Source organism: Thermosynechococcus sp. M98_K2018_005 (genome assembly GCF_015295825.1).
GTDB lineage: Bacteria > Cyanobacteriota > Cyanobacteriia > Thermosynechococcales > Thermosynechococcaceae > Thermosynechococcus.
Genome location: NZ_DVEH01000047.1, coordinates 1 through 18,366 on the forward strand (window position 1 = coordinate 1; position 18,366 = coordinate 18,366).

The window sequence follows — 18,366 nt, forward strand, 5'->3', positions numbered from 1 at the left end:
CTCTCTTTCAAGAAGGGGAGAAGTCAAGATGGGCAGCAATTGTTCTAGGTTTCTGGTTCCGAATCGGGATGACAGGATTTGAACCTGCGACCCTCTGCTCCCAAAGCAGATGCGCTACCAAGCTGCGCTACATCCCGGCAGTTAATTTCTATCCTACCACCGAATTCTCAGCACAATAGGACAGGGACGCTTAGAATCAAAAAAGGAGTTTTTCATTTTGTTAAGGTTGCCCTCGCTGGTATGACCGACGTCCCCGTTTCCCACATTCGCAATTTCTCGATCATTGCCCACATTGATCATGGCAAATCAACCCTTGCCGATCGCCTGCTGCAATTTACGGGCACGGTGGATCCCCGTGAAATGAAGGAACAGTTTCTCGACAATATGGAGCTGGAGCGGGAGCGGGGAATTACGATTAAGCTGCAAGCTGCCCGCATGACCTACACCAGTCGCGATGGCGAAACGTATATTTTGAACTTAATTGACACCCCCGGCCACGTGGATTTTTCCTATGAGGTGTCGCGATCGCTGGCTGCTTGTGAAGGGGCACTCCTCGTTGTGGATGCCTCCCAAGGGGTAGAAGCGCAAACGCTGGCCAATGTCTATCTGGCATTGGAGCATAATTTAGAGATTATTCCGGTTCTCAACAAAATTGATCTACCCGGTGCCGAGCCAGATCGTGTAAAGGCCGAAATTGAAGAGATTATTGGCCTCGACTGCTCCCAAGCAGTTCTAGCGTCTGCCAAGGAGGGGATTGGCATTGAGGAAATTCTGGAATCCATTGTGCATTTGGTGCCACCCCCCCGCGATACGGTAGATCAACCCCTGCGGGCATTGATTTTTGATAGCTACTACGATGCCTACCGAGGGGTGATTGTTTATTTTCGGGTCATGGATGGTGTGGTTCGCAAGGGCGATCGCATTCGCTTGATGGCCTCCGCTAAGGAGTACGAAATTGATGAACTGGGGGTTCTTGCCCCTAACCAAAAACCCGTGGACAGTCTGCATGCCGGGGAAGTGGGCTACCTCGCAGCCGCCATTAAAGCCGTTGGTGATGCCCGTGTTGGCGACACGATTACATTGGCACAAAACCCAGCCAAGGAACCCCTTCCGGGTTACACCGAGGCCAAACCGATGGTCTTTTGTGGTCTCTTTCCCACTGATGCCGATCAGTTTGAGGATCTGCGGGAAGCCCTTGAAAAATTGAAGCTCAACGATGCTTCGCTCCACTACGAGCCGGAAACCTCCAGTGCCATGGGCTTTGGCTTTCGCTGTGGCTTTTTGGGGCTGCTGCACATGGAAATTATCCAAGAGCGGCTAGAGCGGGAATACAATCTGGACTTAATCATTACCGCCCCTTCGGTGGTCTATCGCGTCACCACCATCAAAGGGGAAGTGCTGACGATTGATAACCCCAGCCTGCTGCCGGAACCCCAATACCGCGAAAAAATTGAGGAACCCTACGTTCAACTGGAAATGATTACCCCCGAAACCTATGTGGGAACACTGATGGAATTGGCGCAGTCACGGCGGGGCATCTTTAAGGATATGCGCTACCTCACTCAAGGGCGTACCACATTAGTTTATGAAATGCCCTTGGCGGAAATTGTGACGGACTTTTTCGATGAAATGAAGTCGCGATCACGGGGCTATGCCAGTATGGAATACCACCTCATTGGTTACCGTCCCAATGATCTGGTGAAGCTGGATATCCTGATCAACAATGACCCTGTGGATTCCTTGGCAGCCATTGTCCACCGCGATAAGGCCTACTATGTGGGACGTGCCCTTGTCAGCAAACTCAAGGATTTGATCCCACGCCACCAGTTCAAAATTCCCATTCAAGCGGCCATTGGCTCACGGGTGATTGCCAGTGAAAGTATTCCCGCCTTACGCAAAGATGTCTTGGCCAAGTGCTACGGCGGTGATGTGACCCGTAAACGCAAGCTCCTCGAGAAACAAAAAGCGGGTAAAAAACGGATGAAGGCGATCGGGCGGGTAGATGTCCCCCAAGAGGCTTTTATGGCGGTATTACGACTCAAGAATGAGTAGGAGGCTAAGGGTGTCTCAACGGTCATCGGGCAAATGGGTGGCGATCGCCACCGGTGCCATTTCTCTGTTATTGGGAATTGGTTACTTGGTGTTAGTACAGCTTTTGGATTGGCGCGGCGATTGGCAACCGGCTCCCTTGGGGTTACTGGGAGTGCTCCTGCCTTAGAACTGTTTAGAAAACCGGGGGTAGTTCGCCATGAATGGTAAAGCGCACATGGTTGAGAGCTAAATCTCCAAGGCGTAGCCCGCGATCGCGATAATTCGTGCTCTCAAAGCGAATCCCTTTACCCGCTTCCACGTGGTACCAAGGCAGTGCCATAAAGAACCGCGTTGGATAGGGGCCGCGCTCTACGACATCATCGGGATTGGACTCCATGGGCAACCAGCCAACCCCCGGTATATAAAACTCCAACCAAACGTGGTTATAGGTGGGCTGGAGGGGAATGCCCCGCTTTTGGGGATGGGGGGGACATTTGTAGCGACCCACTGTACGGCAGGCAATGCCATTCAATCGCGCCAAGGCAAGGAGCACCCCCACATACTCACCACAGGAACCGGTTCCCCGCTTCAACACAATATCAGGGGTTTCAATTGTGGGTCGCATCGCATAGCTCAGGCGATCGTACACATAGTTACGAATCTTGAGCATCTTGCGCAGGATATTGGTCTCTGTGCCCACAGCTTCCCGTGCCGCCTCCTGGACAATGGGTTGATCCATCGCCAACTCATCGTTATCCACCAGATACTGTGCTGCAAATTCTGGCGGCAGCGGTAGCGTCTCATCAATGTCGTCAAAGCTGAGATGGTACTTGATACCTCTCACTTCTAGCCAAGCACGCCAACCAAAAAGACGGGCTTCGTAGGGACGCAACTCAGGAAAATCAAACACCGCCACCTGCTGATCGCCCACGGTTTCCAAGCGAAAGGGGGTACCCACGGGTTCGACCCGCAGCAATTTTTGGCGCAGGGAATTGGCAGGCAAAGCAATCCGCCACTCTAGGTTATCTAGGTGCAGCGCATCAAGGGGAGACAGTTCCTCCACGTAGGCCATCTCAATCAGATAGCCATTGGAGACCGTGTAATGCTGCTCTTTGTGGGTCTGGTAGAGCAGAGGATGAATCAGGCAAATATCGCGGTGATCAATTTCGAGGGGGGCTGCGCGGTTATTGGGGTTATCCCGCAGATAGGGTTCTTCACCGCCATAGGCCACCCACAATCGCCCCATCCCATCAAAGGTGAAAGCCGTTGGCTGGGCAAAGGGAGTCAAGGCCACCCATTCAACACGGCCAGTCTGGCGATCAAGACAATAGATGGATTGCTCTAGGCGATCGCTCACCCACAGATAGCCATCCCTGAGGGCTAGATTTTCACAGCCAATGCCCGGGGCGCTGAGGCGATACTGCTCTCGACCGGTCTCATCAAAACAGTGAATGTAACCCGATTTTTGACAGGCCACATAGATGCCTGCGTCATCCACCGCCACACCGTAAATGGGATAGCGGCATTCCAGCACCTTTTCGACATGCCAGTCAGGAAGATGACAGCGATAGAGCCATGTGTCCCGACAAAACCAGAGGGTTTCGCGATGGAGACAGAGGCCATCGGCATCGAGAAATGGCTCTAGATCGTAGGGATTGAGAATCTCACTGTGGTCGTTTTCGCCATTGATGAGCAAAATAAAGCCCCGCACCTGATCCAAGGCCAAAAAACTGGCGCCCAGGGTCGCCTGGCAAAAGGGTAAACGGGGTAATTGACGTAGCCACAGGGCTTGGGGATCGACCCATGCCAGACCGTGGATTTGGTAAGCACCCAAGGGATAAATAGTGCGCCAGTCGTGATCAAGCGCTCGGGAGATGAGAGAGTCCCCATAAACCTCTTGTGGTGTGTCTGGCATAGGAAGTCAATACCCTACTCAACCGCTTGGGGCAATAGCTCACGCCGAGGTTGAGCTTGGATCTTCACTTGACCCGATTCATCCACATCAATGAGGGCAGTATCCCCTTCACGAATGCGGCCAGAGAGCATTTCCTCAGCCAAGGTGTCCTCTAAGAGGCGCATAATTGCCCGCCGCAGTGGCCGTGCCCCATAGCTGGGGTTGTAGCCCTCATCAATCAGCCGTTCCTTGAAGCGTTCGGTCACCTCCAAGGTAATGCCTTTTTCCGTCAGGCGCGAGAACACTTCCTTGAGGAGAATGTCGGCAATTTGCTTGACCTCGTCCTTCGTCAATTGACGGAAGACAATGATCTCATCAAGACGGTTGAGGAATTCGGGGCGGAAGTATTGCTTCAGTTCCTCATTCACCAAGGAGCGAATGCGATTGTATTGCGATTCGGCAGCGTCCTCAGAGCCAAACTCAAAGCCAAGACCGCCCGCCCCCTTCTCAATCACCTTCGAGCCAATGTTCGAAGTCATGATCAAGAGGGTGTTCTTGAAGTCAACGGTACGCCCCTTAGAGTCAGTGAGGCGACCATCCTCAAGGATTTGCAGCAGCAGGTTAAAGACATCGGGATGGGCTTTCTCGATTTCATCAAAGAGCACCACCGTGTAGGGACGCCGCCGCACGGCTTCGGTCAGTTGACCGCCCTCGTTGTAGCCGACATAGCCGGGGGGCGAACCAATGAGCTTGGAGACGGTATGCCGCTCCATGTACTCGGACATATCCAAGCGGATCATCGCCTCTTCAGAGCCAAAGAAGTAGGCGGCCAAGGCTTTCGTTAGCTCGGTTTTACCCACACCGGTTGGCCCAGAGAAGATAAAGCTAGCAATGGGACGGTTGGGATTTTTCAGACCAACACGGGCACGGCGAATGGCACGGGAGATGGCTTTCACCGCTTCATCTTGGCCAATGACCCGCTGGTGCAGGGTCTCCTCCATGTGCAGCAGTTTTTCCGACTCGCTTTCGGTGAGCTTGCTGACAGGCACACCTGTCCAAGAGGCAACAATGTGGGCAATATCCTCTTCGGTAACGACGGGGGTTTCCTCTTCACCATTGACACTTTCGGATTTTTTCTGCTGGGCAATGGCACGGATTTGCGCTTTCAGTTCCATCTCGCGATCGCGCAATTCACCCGCTTTGTCGAAGTTTTGGGCACGCACGGCATCGTCTTTTTCTTTGAGCACTTGCCGCAATTCGCGATCCAGTTCCTTGGCCGCAGGCGGTAGTTGCGAATTAATCAGGCGCACCCGTGAGCCAGCTTCGTCAATGAGGTCAATGGCCTTGTCGGGCAGATAGCGATCGCTAATGTAGCGATCAGACAGCTTCGCTGCCGCCTCAAGGGCTTCATCGGAAATTTTCAGCTTGTGGTGCTTCTCATAGCGTTCCCGCAGGCCGTAGAGGATCTCAATAGTTTCCTCAACGGAGGGTTCACCCACCATTACCGGTTGGAAGCGGCGCTCCAAGGCAGCATCTCGCTCAATGTGTTTGCGGTACTCATCCATCGTGGTGGCACCAATGCACTGCAACTCACCACGAGCCAAGGCGGGCTTGAGGATATTCGCTGCGTCAATGGCACCCTCAGCAGCCCCAGCCCCAATCAACGTGTGTACCTCGTCAATCACCAAGATTACGTTACCGGCTTGGCGGATCTCATCCATGATCTTCTTCAGCCGCTCTTCAAACTCACCCCGGTACTTCGTGCCCGCCACCAACAAGCCAATATCGAGGGTGACCACCCGCTTGTCTTCGAGAATATCGGGGACATCTCTATTGGCAATGCGTTGGGCAAGGCCTTCAGCAATGGCGGTTTTACCCACCCCCGGTTCACCGATCAGCACGGGGTTATTTTTGGTGCGGCGGCCAAGGATTTGAATCACCCGCTCAATTTCTTTTTGCCGACCCACCACAGGATCTAGCTTGCCATCAATGGCCATCTGGGTGAGGTTAGCACCAAATTCGTCCAGTGTCGGTGTTTTGGTACGCCCTTGGCTAGCACCGGCCGTCACTTCTGCGGTTTCACCCAGCATGCGGATCACTTGAGTGCGCACTTTCGACAGGTCAACGCCAAGATTTTCAAGAACCCGTGCCGCTACGCCTTCCCCTTCGCGGATCAGACCCAAGAGCAGGTGCTCAGTACCAATATAGTTGTGTCCCAGTTGGCGGGCTTCTTCGAGGGAGAGTTCCAACACTCGCTTGGCACGGGGGGTAAAGGGAATCTCCACCGCGACAAAACCAGACCCGCGGCCAATAATTTTTTCCACCTCGATGCGGGCGTCCTTGAGGTTCACGCCCATGGAACGTAGGACTTTCGCAGCCACACCGGTGCCTTCACCAATCAGTCCGAGGAGAATTTGTTCGGTACCGACAAAGTTGTGGCCGAGGCGGCGAGCCTCTTCCTGTGCCAGCATAATGACTTTAATGGCTTTTTCTGTAAACCGTTCAAACATGACCCTTTCCCTAATGGCTCCTGCGTGCTGGTAACACTCATCTTAACACGTCCACTTTGGCGTGTTTTTGTATGCCAATTTACAGCCCTCTTCCCAAAAGATTGAACAGACTCAGAACCGTCAAATCCACTCTTAAACAGGATCAACACCCCTCGACGTACCCTACAGCTTGGATAAAAGGCTGTACCCTTACTGTAGATGTTGACTCATTATTTTTGCAGGTGTGGTTGCCCGTATTTTATGGGCTAGCCTGCGACAAAATTCGATTGATCGATTGGCCAGCCTCTTTAGGCTCAAAAGACGATAGACTACACTTGCTGATGCCCAAATTTTTCCGCAATGGCTAATTTTTCCCAGTTTCTTGCCGTTGAACCCTCGCAGCGTGCTCTGATTTTTGATATGGATGGGGTCATCTGCCATACCATGCCCTATCACCTTGAAGCTTGGCGCGTCTATGTTGATCGCACCCCTGAACTGCGGCAGCAGATTAACTTGGAACAGTTGCGGCAAATGGGGGGCAAACGCAATGCCGAACTCCTGCCAGAACTCCTAGGGCGATCAGTCACTGAAGCGGAAGTCGAACGTTGGGGCGCGGGTAAAGAAGCCGTGTTTCGGGAACTGCTGGCCCCCAATTTGGAACTGTTGCCGGGGCTATTGCCCTTTCTCAAAAGTGCCAAGGAAAAAGGCTATCGCTTGGGCTTAGGCACCTCGGCCTGTGCTGCCAATGTGGAATTGGTGCTCTCTTGCGAGGGGGTGGGCAACTTTTTCGATACGGTGGTGATGGAGCAGGATGTGCAGCGGGGCAAGCCCGATCCAGAATGCTATCTCCTAGTGGCGGAGCGGTTGCAGGTGTTGCCGCAGCATTGTCTTGTCTTTGAGGATGCCGTGGCGGGGGTGATAGCAGCGGTGCGGGCAGGGATGCTCTGCTGGGGAGTATTAACAACGCAATCGCAAACGGCCCTTCAATCCGCAGGGGCAGAAGTCTGCATTGAGGACTTTACGGATCCACGCCTTCAATGGCTATTGTCCTAGGGCATTTTCAGCGATCATGGGTACTGGCGCGTTAGGAATCCACCACCTTGGGCGTTGATCTGCGCAGTTATGTCTATCTCGACTCGATTCAACCGCAACACGCGGCCTACTTGGGAACCGTGGCGCAGGGGTTTTTGCCGCTGCCGGGGGATTGCTCCCTCTGGGTGGAGATTTCACCGGGGATTGATGTCAATCGCCTCTTGGATATTGCCCTGAAGTCTGCGGTGGTGCGGCCGGGAGTTTTGTTTATCGAGCGACTCTACGGACTATTGGAGGTGCATTCGGGCAATCAGGGGGAAGTGCGCGCAGCAGGGCAGGCAATTTTAGATGCTATTGGCGCTCGAGTCCAGGATTGCTTGCGACCACGGGTGATCTCGAGTCAGGTGATTCGCAATATTGATGCCCACCATACCCAACTAATTAACCGCTCACGGCGGGGCAATATGATTTTGGCGGGGCAAACCCTCTATGTATTTGAAGTGGAACCTGCCGCCTATGCCGCACTGGCCGCCAATGAAGCTGAAAAGGCAGCACTTATTAATATCTTGCAAATTTCAGCTGTGGGCAGCTTTGGCCGACTCTTTTTGGGGGGCGCGGAGCGCGATATTCTGGCAGCAGAACGGGCCGTCTTGGCAGTAATGGAACGCCTACCGGGGCGCGATAGTCCTAGCGATCGCCGGGAGTAGCCTTAGCATGTTGCTGTAACTTTTTCTCTAGGGCCGGTAAGAAAGGACAAGGGTCACTCTCTTCCAGTTTATAAAACCCTCGCCAGTCAAAGTTCTGCCAGTTAAAGGGGGCTTGGTGGGCGGCGGCGAGCCACAGTAAACGCTTGGCACGGGTCATGGCCACGTAAAGCAGGCGATATGCCTCAGCAACTTTGGCCTCTTCGGCTTTTTGATTGGCGGTTTGCGAGTCAGGAAGGGGTTGCTGATGAGCGTAGGCACGCAGTTGCGATCGCACCACCTCAATAAAGTCTACCTCTGGACTGAGGAACTTGGCATTGGCCGGCACCCAGCTCTTACCGGGGAGGGTTCTTGCCTCTAAAAAGGGAACAAAAACGGCATCCCAATCCAGACCCTTGGCGCGATGCATCGTCATAATGGTCACTTGTCCCGTTCGCACTAAGCGGCTATGGAGGTCTTCCATCTCAACAGCATCAAAGCGATCTGCTGCCACCAACTCCTGCCAACGGGGATGGATACGCTCCCACAGTTGCGTCGGTTCCTGCTGTGCCAAGTGGTAGATCAGGCGATCGGTGGTGGCCAATTCGGCGGCATCATAGCCCAATTCCTGGGCGCAATACGTGATCAAGGGAAATAAAGACAGCTCTAGGCGGGCTTTGAGGAGATGTTGACAGTAGTGCCGCGCCTTGAGCACGGGTTCCTCGGCAGGGGGGTCTAAAGGACCGGGGTAGAGAAACACCTCTGGCTGGGCGGCTAAGCGATCCAAGTTTTGGACAGAAATGCGTTTGCGCTCCTGAAGAACGGTCAGGGCTGCTTTGACCGCTTCGGGAGAATAGGGGCAGTGGAGAAAATAAAGAATGTCCAGCAATTCCTTGGGCACCTGCGATCGCCGTTCAAGGCCTGACACATCAAGAATGGGAATCCCTTGAGCAGTAAGGTCAGTATCAATGTTGAAGCTAGCGGGCGATCGCAACAGATCCGCGAGAAATTCTCCTTGGCGGTTGGTACGCACCAGCACCGCGATTGAGGCGTCAGGATGCTCTGTTAAGACCTGAGAAATGCGTGCTGCTAACTCGCGCACAGTCTCAAAAATGGTAGCTGGTCGCACAATTTCTACCCCTTCTCCCCAGGGGGGTGGGTTTGCCCCCGGTTGCGGATCCGTCGGTGAGACGGGCTGAATTGCTTGGGGCCGAAAGGGGAGTTCTTGGCCTTTGAGGGCATGATTGACCCAGTTCACTAAAAAGTTGGCTGATCGAATGACCAATGGGGTCGATCGCCCCGCTTGGGTCATTTCATAGAAGGCCTGCTGCTGGGCACATTCGTCACAGAATTCATTAAAAAAGAGCGGGTCTGCCGCTGTAAATGTGGAGTTAATGGCTTGATTGGGATCCCCGACCCGCACAAAATTAACTTGCCCTGTGGTGTTGTCCTCGGCTAGAAGTCGCAGTAACCGCGATTGCAAGGGAGTGGAGTCCTGAGCCTCATCCTCAAAGACGGCATATACCCGCTGTTGCCATTCTAGGCGGCACTGGCGATCGCCCTCGAGGAGTTGTACCGCTGCCAAAATCATCTCATCGTAGTCAATTTGCTCTTGCTGTGCTAAATGGTGCTGGTACAGTTCCAAAAGGTCGGCACCAATCTCTAGAAAAGGGTAGGGTTCTCCTGCTGCTGCACTTTGGGGGCGCAACTGCTGGGATAACTGCCGCAGATCATGGGGCGTCAAAGCCATACTGCGGGCACTGCTAATAACGGTTTGTGCCAACTTCACCAAAATGTCAGTCAAAAGCGCACTTCTGCGACCATCGTGTTCAACGTCGCTCAGGGGACTGGTATCGCAGCCTTGGATCAGTTGCTCGAGCATATCAGGGTGCGATCGCGCCCATTCCTTAACACAGGTAACACAGAGGCGTCGCTGCTCATGCTCACTCAATAAATTCTCGCCACTCCAACGCAGACCCGCTGTAGGGTGACTGGTCGCAATTTTCAAGGCCAAACTGTGGAGCGTCTGCACACTAAAACCATTGCGGGGTAGCCCCATCTCCCGCAGGTGCTTGCGAATCCGCACCTTGATATTGGCGGCAGCCGAACGACTATAGGTGACCACTACTAGTTGCCGCTGTTGATGGAGTTGTTCGCGAGCGATGGCGATCGCTGCTCCTACGGCCATGCCATGGGACTTACCTGCTCCGGGCACTGCCGACACCGCCAAGAGACCCCCTTGCCATTCACTAATTTCCCGTTGACCCGGACGCAACGTCCCTAGGAGGTGACGAGCATTGGGAGGGAGGGACAACACGTTCATAGGAGGACTGTAAAAGAGCTAAAGATTGATTACAAAAACCGGCTTCTGTCCAATGAATGTCGAAAAATCGTATAATAGAATACAGAAAGTTAGGGACAACTTGTTCCTTAACGCCGACCCTCTAAAGTTTGATAACGAATCAATAGTAGTCACCTAGGAGCCTTGATTTAATTATGCAACTCATCTATCGTGGTGTTAAATACGAAACTTCTGACCCGCACGTTCCCCTTGTCGAATCGGGTGCCAAGGGTCTCTACCGCGGGGCGCAATGGGTAGGACACAAAGCGGCTGAACCGGTTCCTCAACCCAATTATGTCCTCTGCTGGCGGGGGGTGACCTACCAAACCAACGGTACACCAGTTACCACAGCCGCTCCGACGACGAGTGCTGCCCCTTCAGTCCTTCCCCAGCGTAAGCGCGACTCTTTGGCCGAAGCCCATCGCCATGCGATTCTGAAAACTCTTGAGCGGCGGCTGCAAGTGGCTCGGAGTCAGGGCAACGAAGACCTCATCAGTTTGCTGGAAGAAGAGTGGCAGCAATTTGCCTAAGGTTGGATCACCGAAACCCAAACTGCCGTGCCGTTGGTAACAGCGGCACTTTTTTATTGGTGATTGCCCTTTTCTTGGCGAAAAGCGGTTGCTTGGGCAAAGGCCACCGCCGCTCGCTCGCGATCGCCCAAGGCTTCATAGGCACGCCCTAGTTGTTCGGCTGCAATCTGCCGCACATAACCCAAGGGAAAAATCATCTGCTTGCTGTAGCCATTGGTGCGCCCCAGTTCAAGGCAATACTCAAAGTAGGCCGTTGCTCCCAAAGGAAATCCTAAAGCCATCAGCCAGCGCCCGGCTAAATCATTGAGGGGAGGATAGGTGGGAAACCACACCAGACTTTGCTGACATAGGAGTTGCAATGTTTCGTGATCCCCCATAGCCAGCAGACGCCGCCCCAGTTGATTCAGAATTTCGGGCAGTGCAGCGGTGGCATTCTCAGGCAGTTGGCCGGTGAGGAGATGGGGCAAGAGCCGCTCAAAGAGTTCTTGGTAGCAGTTATCCGCAGCCGTGGGGTTATTCACAGCATGGTACATCTCCGCCAAGGCAAAGAGGAGATTCAAAGGTAGAGCTTCACTGGCACGGATGCGTTCCAAAATCGGGATGTTGCGATCGCGCATCTTGGCTTGAATTTGTGCGGGTTGATAGCCATAGTGGTCAATGCGCAGCGTTGCCAGAGAACCAATGGTCAGCGGTTCTGCGGCTGTGGACACCAACTGCTCATGGAAGCGTCCCTGATAGCGCAGCGTCGGCAGGTTGCGAAAGAGTCGCACAATGGCAAAATCGGAAAACTGCTCTCCCGTGCCGATTTCCCGCCGTAGGAGTTGGTAGGCAGTGAAGGTGCTGCCCTCTAGTTGTTGTCCGAGGGGCACAGGTGGTTCCTGCAAGGTCACGAGCACCTCATCGGCATCAATCACCAAAATCCAATCGCCCGTGGCCTGCTCTAGGGAGTAATTACGAGCGGCGGCAAAATCATCCTGCCAAGGGAAGGTAAAGATGCGATCTGTAAACTGGCGGGCGATCGCGATCGTCTCATCCGTTGACCCGGTATCTACCACAACGATCTCATCTACCCAAGGCTGAACACTGCCCAGACAGCGTGCCAAATGGGCTGCTTCATTTTTGACAATCAGACAGGCACAGAACCGCACCATCTATAACAGCTTTTCAAATTGTTGGCGCAACTGATTCAGTTCACTTTCGGAGAACTCACTCTCAGCAGCCGGCGGCACGCGACTTTCTAGTTCCCAGTCGGTTTCTTCGACATTGCGTTCGGGAGGCGCCAAGAAGAGACGCTCAGCATCGTTTGTCGGCACAAATCCTTCGGGCACCAAGTGACAGGTGTAGCCTGAGGATTCGCAGAATTCTTCGATTTCCTTGGCATCAATGGGGACAACGCTGGGGAGATGAAAATCCTGTGCCTCTAGGAGCATGGCATAGCGACTGGCATCGTCTTCGCTTTCAAACATCAGAATAAGGTTGCGATCGCCCAGTTGCAGAGAGTGAATGCCCTCATTTTCAGTCCCCGGGTTGTAGAGCAACACGTAAACGCGCATGATGCCTCGCTAATGAGCTATCAACAGCGATTATAACGATTTTGGTTCCCCCTACCCCTAAGATTTTCTCCTTCAGAACCGCCAAAGGGGCAAAATTATAGAGCTTGAGTTAGAACAATGTTTTTTCGGGTTCCCCTTTGATCCGCTGCTCTAGCCATGCTTGGCGATAGATGAGTTCTAATTCATTGCCAGTGCGGCGAAAAATTTGTGCCTGCTGCAAGAGAAACGCTTGAAAGAGCCGCTGAAAGGCAAGGGCAATGATCGCCACCACCAAGCCAGAGGCGGTACTAATTAAGGCCTCACTAATCCCGAGACCCACACCCATGGTTGCAGGTGTGCCAATATCCCCCAAGCGAATAGAACTGAGGGCACTAATCAGACCTAACACCGTTCCCAACAAACCCAGTAGAGGTGCCATCGTAATCGTTGCCTCTAAGACCTTTTCTCCCCGCCGCATGGCACTCAGCTCCTCATCAGCCGCAGCCTCTAAAGCTAAGCGAAAGATTTCTGGGTTGGTGTCAATCAGTTGTAAAGGGGTATAGAGGAAGCGACCAATGGGTTGGTCACAGGCATTTGCTGCTAATTCAATGGCTTCTTGCCAATTGTGGCGAGCGGCATCCAGAATCTGCTCGGCCAGTTTTGTCTCTCCTCGGAGAACCATGCTCCAAAACCAAAGCCGCTCAAAAATGGTGCCTAAGGTCAAGATCGAGAGAATCAGTAGTGGCCACATGGCCAAGCCACCACGGTTAAAAATTTCAGCGATATTCACGATCAGTTCCCTGTCAGAGCATCCGACGTTTAGTATAGTTCGGCCGGTAGCCACAATTGTTTCCCAAATTCTACCGAACCGTGGTGCCAAGGGTCTTGAACCGCTCTTTTCGATGCCCCGTCTAAATAGAGGATTACGTTAATGGAGTGATACCTCGCATGAGTGTATCTTTACCCCTATCAGCGGCAACGGCATCAACGGCTATCGTGACCCGGCCCCAAGTGATCGATCCCGATCGGGGGATTATTGAGCAGTGCCTTTCCGGACATCCAAATGGGTTTCGGGAACTGTATCAACGGCATCAGCAACGGGTGCGATCGCTCCTGTTTCAGTTGTGCGGTGCGGTTGCCCTTGATGATTTGGTGCAGGAGGTTTTCTTGCGGGCATGGAAGGGGCTAAAAGGTCTCAAACATGAGGCAAAGTTTTCGACATGGCTCTATCGGATTGCTTGGAATGTGGCTTGCGACTATCGCCGTCAACTGGCAACGCACAAATCGCGACATCAGCAATACCTGTCTCAAAGTGAGCCACTCACCCCTGGACTAGATCTACGGCAATTGCATTACGAAGATTTAGTTCAGCGCGGTTTAGCCACACTGCCCCTAGAATACCGCAGTGTTTTGGTCATGCATGATCTCCAAGGCTTGCCCCAAAAAGAAATTGCTGAAATTCTGCAGATTCCCGTGGGTACAGTGAAATCCCGTCTCTTTCGTGCCCGAAGCACATTGCGGACTTACTTTACTGAAGCTGGAGTCAGCCTATGAAACGCGAACCCCCACCTGCGGAGGAGACAAATTTGGTTCAGTTTTTGCAGACCTATGCGGGCATGCCACCGCCACCCCATCCTCATCTAGAACAGCGGATTGTCCAAGCTGCTTTGCATCAACATCAACTGAGGAAGCGACGCTGGCAGGTCGTGTCTCTTTTGGGGGCTGGCGCGATCGCCACTGCCACCAGTGTGCGGTTCCTCAACCCCTCAACTCAAGTGGCACAACAAACTTCCCCCAACTCGGTGGAAACCTTCATCGCGACCAATTGGCAAGCGATGTTCCACGATGTTGAACCCTCTCTTTTCGAGTAATCCATCATTCCAACCTTTGAGAAAGGAGAACCCAGCTATGTTGAAAAAATCCCTCGCAGCACTTTTGGTATGCAGTGCCCTTAGCCCCTTGGTGGCGATCGCTCCCCCGACGTTAGCTGACCCCGGTTATGGCGGACCCCGCTGGGGAGCCAACTTCGAAAACCTCAATCTCACCCCTGAGCAGCGGCAACGTTTGCAAGCCGTGCGGCAACAATACCAAGGCCAAATGGAACAAACCCGCAACCAACTGCGCACCGCCCGGGAAGAACTGCGGCAGATGATGAGTGGCGATGCCTCAGAGGATCAAATCCGCAGCAAGCACCAACAGGTGCGCCAACTGGAAAACCAACTCGCCTCCCTCCGCTTTGAAAGCATGCTGGCCATGCGGGGCATTCTCACACCGCAACAACGGCAAGCCTTGGCCACTCGGATGCAACAGCGGCGCCCGGGCAATCGCTTCATGAAACCCCAACAGTAGAGAATTTGCTCACTAACACTTAAGCCAGTTGGTTTACTCACTCGTGTAGGGTCGCTGATCCTGCACGTTCTCTGTTAACTAGCAGATTTAGAATCTCTGTGGCGGCGCGATCGACCACGCCGGGGGTGCCCATGGCGGCTCGCATTTCAGTATAGCCTGCCTGCATCGCTAGGCGTTTCTCAGGCTGATCGAGCAACTCAAGGGCAGCGGTGGTAATCTTGGCAACCGTGGCTCGTCCTTGAAGGAGTTCGGGGACGATTTCTCTATTCACAAGTAAATTGGGGGGGGAGACAAATTTGAGATCAAACTTCAGGAAGCGTTGATAGAGCCACAAACTCAGGGGGTGGACGCGATAGATCACCACTTGGGGCACATTCAAAAGTGCCGTTTCTAAATTTACGGTGCCGGACTTGGCGATCGCCAAATCCGCTGCTGCCAGAACTTGCAGTGAGTCGTCCGCAAGGGTGACGCGAATTGGATACTGTCTGAGGACTGCTTCAATGGCTGGACGATACTGCTGCAGAGACAGGGGTAACCAAAAGCGGGCTTCAGGATAGGCTTTAGCGATATTCGTGGCAGCCCCTAAAATCAATGGCAAGAGGGATTTGATTTCCTGTTTGCGAGACAGGGGCAACAGGGCGATCGCTAGCTCATCGGCAGCAATGCCCAAACTTTGACGGGCGACTTCACGACTGGGAGCGGCAGCAATGCGATCCAACAGGGGATGCCCCACCCAAACCACATTGGCACCATGACGGCGGTAATAAGTGGCTTCTTCTGGAAAAATGGCCAGCAGGCGATCGCTGAGGGCAACAATTTGACGAGTTGCCTTGAGACTGTGTGACCAGACCCACTCTTGAGGGGCAATATAGTAAACCATCGGCACAGAAAAGTACTTGCGAATAAATCGCCCCATGGCCACATTGCCGCCGACATAATCAATCAAAACCACTAGATCGGGCGGGTGCTGCCGTAGATAGCGACGTGCCTTGAGTTGCAAAGCGATCGTTGGCTTGATCAATGGCAGGGCTTCTAGTAGCCCCACGGAGCCAATTCCCGCGGTATTAAAGAGCAGTTTTGCCCCCGCGGCAGCCATGCGATCGCCCCCAAGGGCAGAAATTTCCAAAGGGATCCCGCGCTCTGCGGCCAAGCGATAGAGTGCCTTGACTAGCAGGGCACCCTGCAAATCCCCGGAGACCTCCCCTGTGCTAATGAACAAATGCGCCATACTTAGCCCCGCACTGCCGCCACTGGTTGACAGAGTTGATCCGCAACTTCTTGCTCGCTAGCGGCCATTTCCTCTACGGCGGCGGCCATCGTCTCAGGGATAGATTGCCCCGCTGCATATTGAGCCAGCCATTGCTGGGCGGTATTTCCCTGTCGTAGGATTTTCTTAATTGGTGCCAGAAAGCAGCTAAAGCCCTGTGCTTTGGCGATCGGCCAGACCTCATCATAGAGTTCTGCTATCCAAGCGGCTGCCGTTAGTTGCCGGCGATCGCGCCAATGAGTCAGCACCGCCTCTAAGCTGTTTTTTGCAGCAAGCTGTTCGTTTTCATCGGCTAGTTGTGCCAGCATCTCGCCATTGCCCCAGCGGAGCGGGTCAAGGTCGGGGGTGTCGAGCAATTGTAGGAGTCGCGCTTCCAAGAGAGCCGTAATCGCAAGGAGGGCAATGGGATCTGTGACTAGATCACAAATTCGCAGTTCAAGGCGATTGAGATCATAGGGTCGGCGATCGCCATTGGGACGCACAGCACTCCAGAGATGCCGCACATTTTGCATCGTCCCCAGTTGAAGTTGCACCTCTGTCCACTCAATGAAGTGGGCATGGCTGGTAAATAGGGGCACTTGGGGTGGGGTCTTAGGAAAGATTGCCCAACGGGTGGAGTGATAGCCCGTTACCTTGCCATCGAGAAACGGCGAAGCAGCACTCAGCGCCAGAAACAGAGATGCCTCCAGCCGCACCAGCCGACAGGCACGGATCAACTCTTCTGGATCTCGCAGGCCAATGTTGATGTGGACGCTGGCGGTAACAACCCGCGTGCCATAGGTTTGCTCAATGTAGGTGTGGTAGGGGTTCTGGGGATCAGAGCGATAAAAGTGCTGACTATCCCCTAGGCTCAGGGTGCTGCCGGGGACAAGGGTTAAATCTCCCAAGGATTTTAGATACGCTCGCAGCCGAAAGCGAGGACGCAGCAAGTCACAGAGGGCTTGATCATAGAGATACACAGGGGGCGTTGTGAATTCGACGTTGCGGCTATCGGGTTCACGTACAAACCCCGGCAAGTCCCTCACGATTCGATCGGACAGTCCCACAATCTCGCCCGTGGGTTTACCCGTGTAGAGTTCAACCTCAAAGCCCTTTGACAGCATGGCATCCCCTAAACTGAGTTGGGTGAGCGGGCAACCCCGCGTAGATTGGGAATTTTTAGTTACTTAGTCACGATACCACGCTCTCGCGCCTGTCGCATATTTGAAAACCTGTTAAAGATTGCAAAACATTGTCTGTTTTGCCCTTGCTGCATATGCCAACTAACTACGCTGGATAAAATATTAGCTGCGATCGCCACTGCCCTCTCGAAGCCCATACCTTGATTACTGCTGCCCTTGCCGGAACGCTCTTTTCCAAAAATGCCAGCAATGGGGATCAACCACAGCACCCTTGGCTTTTGATGTTTTCCTTCTCCCCCGTGCAGGAATTCATTAAATCCTCGCGGAAGCTGCTGGACTTTTGGTCAGGCTCCTACCGCCTGCATTACCTAAGTCCTAAGGCCTGCTGGTTCCTTGCCGAACGCTATGGGCCTAATGCCCTCATTACCCCCAATCTCTACAACCAAACGCCTGACTTTGAACTCTACTTTGAGGAATTTGGCATTGCCAAACCTATCGGAACCGAAGGGCAACCCTCCCCTAGCTTGGTCACAGCAGACTTTCCCAACGTGATTACGGCACTGATACCTGCCGAGGATAAAGACACCATTGGCAAAGAACTTCAAGATCATCTGTGGGAGACATGGCTCAATCTCGGCAAAAAGGTGCGCGAAGCCATCAAATCCAGGGTACAGAGTTGTTATGAGGACTCCCGCTGGGTTGCTCACATTGCAGCGTGGATTGGCACACAGTTTCCTGGGGCAGAGCAAGAGGAATATGAACTACCCCGCGCTATAGAGCGGTGGGGTTCATACTTCAGTCTTGGGATCAGTGGCAAGAGTAGGTTCCCATCCGGGAGCAAACCCAAATTGCACGGGTCTTGGTTTTACCGGATCAACACTGCAAAACCCTCATTGAAAGGAGCCGTGGCGACAAGTCAAGGTGAAGCTTAATAAACATAAAACCGTTGAGGGTGGCTTTCGTTACGAAGAGGCTATTTCTCCTGAGACGTTGATGTACTTCCCATGGGGTACTGTTGCCCAACTGAATGGGGCAGCCACCAAGGCCAAAAGCAACCTACAACATACCTATGTCAAGTCGGGTGCAGTGATTTGTTA

The 18,366-nt window shown here is 53.4% G+C and carries 16 protein-coding genes, 1 tRNA gene and 2 pseudogenes; 10 read left to right on the top strand and 9 right to left on the bottom strand.

From position 1 onward, the window contains the following. Positions 1–63 precede the first annotated feature (63 nt). Positions 64–137 (bottom strand) — tRNA-Pro (locus IGQ15_RS06135). 103 nt (positions 138–240) lie between these two features. Here IGQ15_RS06135 and lepA point away from each other — a divergent pair. Further along, the gene (gene lepA / locus IGQ15_RS06140) at positions 241–2,052 is read left to right on the top strand and encodes a translation elongation factor 4 (protein ID WP_297049784.1); all 1,812 of its coding nucleotides are present in this window, start codon (positions 241–243) and stop codon (positions 2,050–2,052) included. 10 nt (positions 2,053–2,062) lie between these two features. Next, positions 2,063–2,218 carry a hypothetical protein gene (locus IGQ15_RS06145; RefSeq protein WP_297049785.1) on the top strand — a complete coding sequence of 52 codons (156 nt, stop codon included), beginning with the start codon at positions 2,063–2,065 and terminating at the stop codon, positions 2,216–2,218. Between the two features lie 6 nt (positions 2,219–2,224). Here IGQ15_RS06145 and IGQ15_RS06150 read toward each other — a convergent pair whose 3' ends face one another. Then, positions 2,225–3,946, bottom strand: coding sequence for a transglutaminase domain-containing protein (locus IGQ15_RS06150; RefSeq protein ID WP_297049788.1), 1,722 nt, complete (start codon positions 3,944–3,946; stop codon positions 2,225–2,227). A 14-nt stretch (positions 3,947–3,960) separates the two neighbouring features. Beyond that, positions 3,961–6,435, bottom strand: coding sequence for an ATP-dependent Clp protease ATP-binding subunit (locus IGQ15_RS06155; RefSeq protein ID WP_297049791.1), 2,475 nt, complete (start codon positions 6,433–6,435; stop codon positions 3,961–3,963). 339 nt (positions 6,436–6,774) lie between these two features. Between IGQ15_RS06155 and IGQ15_RS06160 the strand changes: the two genes are divergently transcribed. Both IGQ15_RS06160 and IGQ15_RS06165 read left to right on the top strand, forming a co-directional pair. Beyond that, a complete protein-coding gene (locus IGQ15_RS06160) occupies positions 6,775–7,467 on the top strand; it encodes an HAD family hydrolase (RefSeq protein ID WP_297049794.1) in 693 nt (230 codons plus the stop codon). 47 nt (positions 7,468–7,514) lie between these two features. After that, on the top strand, positions 7,515–8,153 hold the full coding sequence (locus IGQ15_RS06165) for a hypothetical protein (protein WP_297049796.1): 639 nt from the start codon (positions 7,515–7,517) through the stop codon (positions 8,151–8,153). Here IGQ15_RS06165 and IGQ15_RS06170 read toward each other — a convergent pair. After that, a complete protein-coding gene (locus IGQ15_RS06170; protein ID WP_297049798.1) occupies positions 8,134–10,452 on the bottom strand; it encodes an ATP-dependent helicase in 2,319 nt (772 codons plus the stop codon). The genes IGQ15_RS06165 and IGQ15_RS06170 overlap by 20 nt on opposite strands. 173 nt (positions 10,453–10,625) lie before the next feature. Between IGQ15_RS06170 and IGQ15_RS06175 the strand changes: the two genes are divergently transcribed. Further along, complete coding sequence (locus IGQ15_RS06175) at positions 10,626–11,000, top strand: DUF4278 domain-containing protein (RefSeq protein WP_297049800.1); 375 nt, start codon at positions 10,626–10,628, stop codon at positions 10,998–11,000. 53 nt (positions 11,001–11,053) lie between these two features. Here IGQ15_RS06175 and IGQ15_RS06180 read toward each other — a convergent pair whose 3' ends face one another. The 3 genes from IGQ15_RS06180 to IGQ15_RS06190 all read right to left on the bottom strand — a co-directional run bounded on the left by IGQ15_RS06180 (position 11,054) and on the right by IGQ15_RS06190 (position 13,322). Continuing rightward, positions 11,054–12,151 carry a glycosyltransferase family 2 protein gene (locus IGQ15_RS06180; RefSeq protein WP_297049803.1) on the bottom strand — a complete coding sequence of 366 codons (1,098 nt, stop codon included), beginning with the start codon at positions 12,149–12,151 and terminating at the stop codon, positions 11,054–11,056. Then, complete coding sequence (locus IGQ15_RS06185) at positions 12,152–12,553, bottom strand: DUF3110 domain-containing protein (protein ID WP_297049806.1); 402 nt, start codon at positions 12,551–12,553, stop codon at positions 12,152–12,154. A gap of 109 nt (positions 12,554–12,662) precedes the next feature. After that, a complete protein-coding gene (locus IGQ15_RS06190; RefSeq protein ID WP_297049808.1) occupies positions 12,663–13,322 on the bottom strand; it encodes a MotA/TolQ/ExbB proton channel family protein in 660 nt (219 codons plus the stop codon). A gap of 158 nt (positions 13,323–13,480) precedes the next feature. Here IGQ15_RS06190 and IGQ15_RS06195 point away from each other — a divergent pair, with 158 nt between their 5' ends. From IGQ15_RS06195 to IGQ15_RS06205, 3 genes are read left to right on the top strand one after another with little or no spacing between them, the layout of a single operon-like run. After that, positions 13,481–14,086: a sigma-70 family RNA polymerase sigma factor gene (locus IGQ15_RS06195; RefSeq protein ID WP_297049811.1), complete on the top strand. Its 606-nt coding sequence runs from the start codon at positions 13,481–13,483 to the stop codon at positions 14,084–14,086. Further along, positions 14,083–14,403, top strand: a complete 321-nt coding sequence (locus tag IGQ15_RS06200; protein WP_297049816.1) for a hypothetical protein — start codon at positions 14,083–14,085, stop codon at positions 14,401–14,403. The genes IGQ15_RS06195 and IGQ15_RS06200 overlap by 4 nt, the downstream gene beginning before the upstream one ends. Before the next feature lie 37 nt (positions 14,404–14,440). Continuing rightward, the gene (locus IGQ15_RS06205) at positions 14,441–14,881 is read left to right on the top strand and encodes a Spy/CpxP family protein refolding chaperone (RefSeq protein ID WP_297049819.1); all 441 of its coding nucleotides are present in this window, start codon (positions 14,441–14,443) and stop codon (positions 14,879–14,881) included. A 37-nt stretch (positions 14,882–14,918) separates the two neighbouring features. On the opposite strand, the gene lpxB is transcribed toward IGQ15_RS06205, so the two are convergent. Together lpxB and gshA are read right to left on the bottom strand one after the other, a co-directional pair. After that, positions 14,919–16,109 carry a lipid-A-disaccharide synthase gene (gene lpxB / locus IGQ15_RS06210; protein WP_297049821.1) on the bottom strand — a complete coding sequence of 397 codons (1,191 nt, stop codon included), beginning with the start codon at positions 16,107–16,109 and terminating at the stop codon, positions 14,919–14,921. Positions 16,110–16,111: 2 nt separating this feature from the next. Then, complete coding sequence (gene gshA, locus IGQ15_RS06215) at positions 16,112–17,251, bottom strand: glutamate--cysteine ligase (RefSeq protein WP_297049825.1); 1,140 nt, start codon at positions 17,249–17,251, stop codon at positions 16,112–16,114. 299 nt (positions 17,252–17,550) lie between these two features. Here gshA and IGQ15_RS12045 point away from each other — a divergent pair. Both IGQ15_RS12045 and IGQ15_RS12050 read left to right on the top strand, forming a co-directional pair. Continuing rightward, positions 17,551–17,892 (top strand): annotated as a pseudogene (locus IGQ15_RS12045) (type III-B CRISPR-associated protein Cas10/Cmr2); the annotation flags it as partial. Between the two features lie 230 nt (positions 17,893–18,122). Then, positions 18,123–18,325: pseudogene (locus IGQ15_RS12050) on the top strand (type III-B CRISPR module RAMP protein Cmr4); the annotation flags it as partial. Positions 18,326–18,366 lie beyond the last annotated feature (41 nt).